The 3,784-nt window shown below is 33.3% G+C and carries 6 protein-coding genes and 1 pseudogene; 6 read left to right on the top strand and 1 reads right to left on the bottom strand.

Going from position 1 to position 3,784, the window contains the following annotated elements; translation table 11 throughout:
- The 6 genes and pseudogenes from GOQ16_RS17055 to GOQ16_RS17035 all read left to right on the top strand — a co-directional run.
- A partial coding sequence (locus GOQ16_RS17055) for an IS4 family transposase (protein WP_160070398.1) occupies positions 1-606 on the top strand: 606 nt, incomplete at its 5' end.
- Positions 597-713, top strand: a pseudogene (locus GOQ16_RS18235) (transposase); the annotation flags it as partial. The gene GOQ16_RS17055 and the pseudogene GOQ16_RS18235, both read left to right, overlap by 10 nt.
- 3 nt (positions 714-716) lie before the next feature.
- On the top strand, positions 717-944 hold the full coding sequence (locus GOQ16_RS17050) for a hypothetical protein (protein ID WP_240141081.1): 228 nt from the start codon (positions 717-719) through the stop codon (positions 942-944).
- Positions 945-1,087: 143 nt separating this feature from the next.
- Positions 1,088-1,363 carry a hypothetical protein gene (locus GOQ16_RS17045; protein ID WP_160070397.1) on the top strand — a complete coding sequence of 92 codons (276 nt, stop codon included), beginning with the start codon at positions 1,088-1,090 and terminating at the stop codon, positions 1,361-1,363.
- Positions 1,287-2,507, top strand: a complete 1,221-nt coding sequence (locus GOQ16_RS17040; RefSeq protein WP_160070396.1) for a hypothetical protein — start codon at positions 1,287-1,289, stop codon at positions 2,505-2,507. Before GOQ16_RS17045 ends, GOQ16_RS17040 begins: the two co-directional genes overlap by 77 nt.
- Before the next feature lie 92 nt (positions 2,508-2,599).
- Positions 2,600-2,845: a hypothetical protein gene (locus tag GOQ16_RS17035; protein WP_160070395.1), complete on the top strand. Its 246-nt coding sequence runs from the start codon at positions 2,600-2,602 to the stop codon at positions 2,843-2,845.
- Between the two features lie 56 nt (positions 2,846-2,901).
- Here the strand turns inward: GOQ16_RS17035 and GOQ16_RS17030 are convergent, their stop codons facing one another.
- A complete protein-coding gene (locus GOQ16_RS17030) occupies positions 2,902-3,513 on the bottom strand; it encodes a response regulator (protein ID WP_160070394.1) in 612 nt (203 codons plus the stop codon).
- Positions 3,514-3,784: the final 271 nt, after the last annotated feature.

Here is a 3,784-nt window from a genome sequence, read left to right as displayed (position 1 = left end):
TCTAGAACGCCTAGCAAGTCCAATCTATCCTACATCAACAAACATCGCGATCATCGTCTATTCCGAGACCTTTATTACAAACTTTTGGAACATTTGTGGAATAGAAATTCTCCTAGACGAGCTGAGCTTAATAGACTCAAGCGAAAGGTCTTTTTAATGAATGCTACCATTATTCCTTTATGCCTTAGTGTTTTTGATTGGGCAAAATTCCGTAGTGCAAAAGGAGCGGTGAAACTTCATACTATACTTGATTATGATGGCTGTATGCCGAGCTTTGTGCATATTACAGATGGTAAACAACATGAATCAAAGATAGCCAAGACCATTTCATTTCCTAAGGGTTGTGTGCTTGTTGTTGATAGAGGCTACATTGATTATGCTTGGATGAATGTTTTGGACAGCATGCAGTGCTTTTTTGTTACACGCAGTAAAAGCAACATGAAATATACTGTGGTGAGATCATTTCAAAGCGAAGCACTCAAGAATAGTGGAGTGCTTCAGGATCAGATTATTGAGCTTGATGGGGATGCTAAAAAGCACTATCAAGGAAAGAAAATGCGTCTAGTTCGTTTTTGGGACAGCATAAATAATGCTGAATATTCTTAACAAACAATCTCACCTGGAAAGCATCAACAGTAGCGGCATTATATAAGGAAAGATGGGAGATTGAAACGTTCTTCAAACATCTAAAACAGCGTCTGAAAGTAAGCAGTTTTGTGGGAACCTCAGAAAATGCAGTCTACATCCAAATTTGGACTGCATTAATTGGGATACTACTCTTTAAATACATCCAGAAGAAGGCTAAATATGAATGGAACTTATCCAACTTGGTGAACTTTATTCGCTTAAATATTTTTGTGAAAATTGATCTCTGGAAATGGGCTAATGATCCATTCTTTTCAGGTAAACCTCCTGATAAAATTGGACAGTTTAAACTCTTCTAAAGACAATAGAGAGGATATAATTTGAAATTTTACATAAAACCTTATCTATTTAATAGAAAAAGGTAGATTTTATACGCCCTAAATTTTATTTAGGACAGCACTGAAGAAATATATTAACAATCCACGCACACTAATATTTTATTATGAGTACAATTAAAAAATATAAATATGAGAAGCCGACTTGCAGTGTTCAAGTCATTGAGGTCGAATCAGCTTTAGCTGCAGATTCTGGAAAGGCACTTGTGACTTTTGGAAGAGATGAGGATGGAATACCTTATCTGGAAGATCCAAACATTGAACTAGAGATAATGAATTATTTTTCTAACCCAAAACTAGTATTACATGAGAAATTCTATCAAACGATTATATACCACATCATTTTTATTTTCAAAAATACTCTACCAAACATTTTCGTGTAAGCCATCAGTTGGGGTGCAAGTTAGTGATGGAGAGAAAGTGAATGTTAAGTTTTCAATAACGGGTATATTAGAAGAGCCTGTTTCAACAATAGCATCAGTTTCCGGAGGCATAGGAACAAATAATAACACGCTTAATAGTAAATCCACAATCGAAGGTAAAGACTTTATTATTGAAGGGTCGATTGGAAATAGCGATAATAATGAACACATCAAATCAAAGATAAAACAAGCAGCTACTTATACACCTATTCCACCTGGGATACGTGTTAGATTATTAATCTATGAGATAGCTGCAGATGGAAGTGAGATATTCAAGAGCAATTTAGGTGTTCCGGTGCAGCAAGATTTTTTTGCGATTACGCTAGAAAAAAATCGAAATTATAAATTTTACGCTTATTCATATAATAGTTTTACAACCTATCCTCCTTCTCCTGCAAACGAGGATAATCCAGTAATTATTACAGCAAATGATAATGCTTTGATTTATGCAGGTGGAAGTATTGCTTTATTAAACGATCCTGTGCATGTGAATGTTATATTCAGACATGTCACATCCCGGATTTCTGTAGGAGTAGACGCGCAATCCTATTTTGCAGATGAAATTACTGCAATTAACATTAATTTAAATAACGTGCCATTAACAACGCATAATCTAGATTTGAGGACTGGTAATCTTGTTGGCAATGTTCAAACAACAATTAACTCAAATCTTTCATTTGATTTTGCTAGTTTTGAAAACTCTCCAGCGAAAATGTTGTCTCAAAACAGACTTTATACTTCTTCAACACTTAGTGGCTATTCATACACAATTAACACTTTAGAAGTGAGAAAAAATGGCGTTAATGAAGTTTTAATTTCTAATGATAATCCTCGTTCAATAACAGTAAGTGGATTTTCAGGACCGCTTACAACAGTTTATTTTTCGAGAAACTATATATATCCAGCAGTAAATATTGGAAATAATAGTTGGGCAAAAGGAAATTTGTATTACGATTTAGCGCCACAGCTTAGCGCAGACAAAAGATATAGATTTGCGGAACCTTTGACTGTAAACAAACAGAAAACTGTAATTACTATTTTGATTGGAATTCATTACTTCCGAGGTCCGAAAGCAGTTCTCCTGTTGGTGTTCCTTGTTCGTTAGTTTATCCAGTTGGAAAATGGAAAACTCCAAGTGAAGAAGATTATCAAACCCTTATTGCTAATTCCGCACCTTCTAATGAAGGTGATGGGGCTGTGAAATTTACTAATATATCTGCAGCTCAACCTTTGGTATTTCATCAAGCAGGTTGGCTATTTGGTTTAGGATGTATTAGTGCAACAAATGATACGGATGGACAATATTGGACTTCTTCTCAAACTAGTTTGGGGACATTGGGTCGTATATTTGAGATAGGCAATGAAGCCGGTGGTCCAAGAACAGAATTTGATTCAGAAGCAAAATCTACAGGCGCTAGTGTGCGCTGTGTACGTGTTAAATAATGACTATCAAATGTGCAGAGAGTATAATGTATGCTCTCTGTAGTAAAATAATACAATTAAAAACCTTCAGGTATTGCAAGATTGACTTTTATATAATAGAAGTTAATCTTTTCTTGCAGCATTTTAAAGTATATCGAAGTCGATTCTAGATCTTCTCCCATTCCATCACTTATAAACTCAATACAAGGTTTAATATTTGATAATTCAATAATTTGTTGTTCTTTTTTCGTGAGTTTAAAAGATTTATGATTCAAAATTGAAGAGTTTTCTAATGCTGATTTAGCAATGTTGCATAAGTATTGATTTCCTTGCAAAACAGAGTTAATTGCTTCAATCATTTCAGAATTTTTTGCACCTTTCACAATATATCCGTTTGCACCGTTATCTAATAATTGAGATATATGTTCATAATCTTCAAATGATGAAATGCAGATAATTTTTATGTGAGGGTGATTTTTCTTTAGATGTTTACAAATTTCAAACCCATTCAAATCAGGTAAATTAATATCTAATAAAGCAATATCTACTTTATCCAATATGGTAGAAGATAAAAGTGATTTTCCAGAATTATAGGTTTCTAAAACATCAATTCCATCTTGGCCATGCAAGCCTAACTTAAGATTAAAGACCACGATTGGATGATCTTCAATTATAATAATACGTTTCATTCGTAGATGTGATAGTTTTCGAGTATTCAATATTACAATAAAAAAATTGTACTATCAATATCAAGTTGTGTTAATTAATGAATTTTTTTAATTTATTTGAAGAATTTTTTGAAAAAACTGAACAAATTAAAATATAGTAATAGTACATTTTAGGATTGCCTTACTCAATTTTCTGAAGATGGATAACCTTAATTTGGATCATGTACAAAACCTGTGGACTAAGCAAATAACTTAGTCAATCTGAATAAGAAAAAATTGATATCACGAACCC

This window comes from Sphingobacterium bovisgrunnientis (genome assembly GCF_009829085.1).
Taxonomy (GTDB): domain Bacteria; phylum Bacteroidota; class Bacteroidia; order Sphingobacteriales; family Sphingobacteriaceae; genus Sphingobacterium; species Sphingobacterium bovisgrunnientis.
This window is presented reverse-complemented; position numbering and strand designations above follow the sequence as displayed.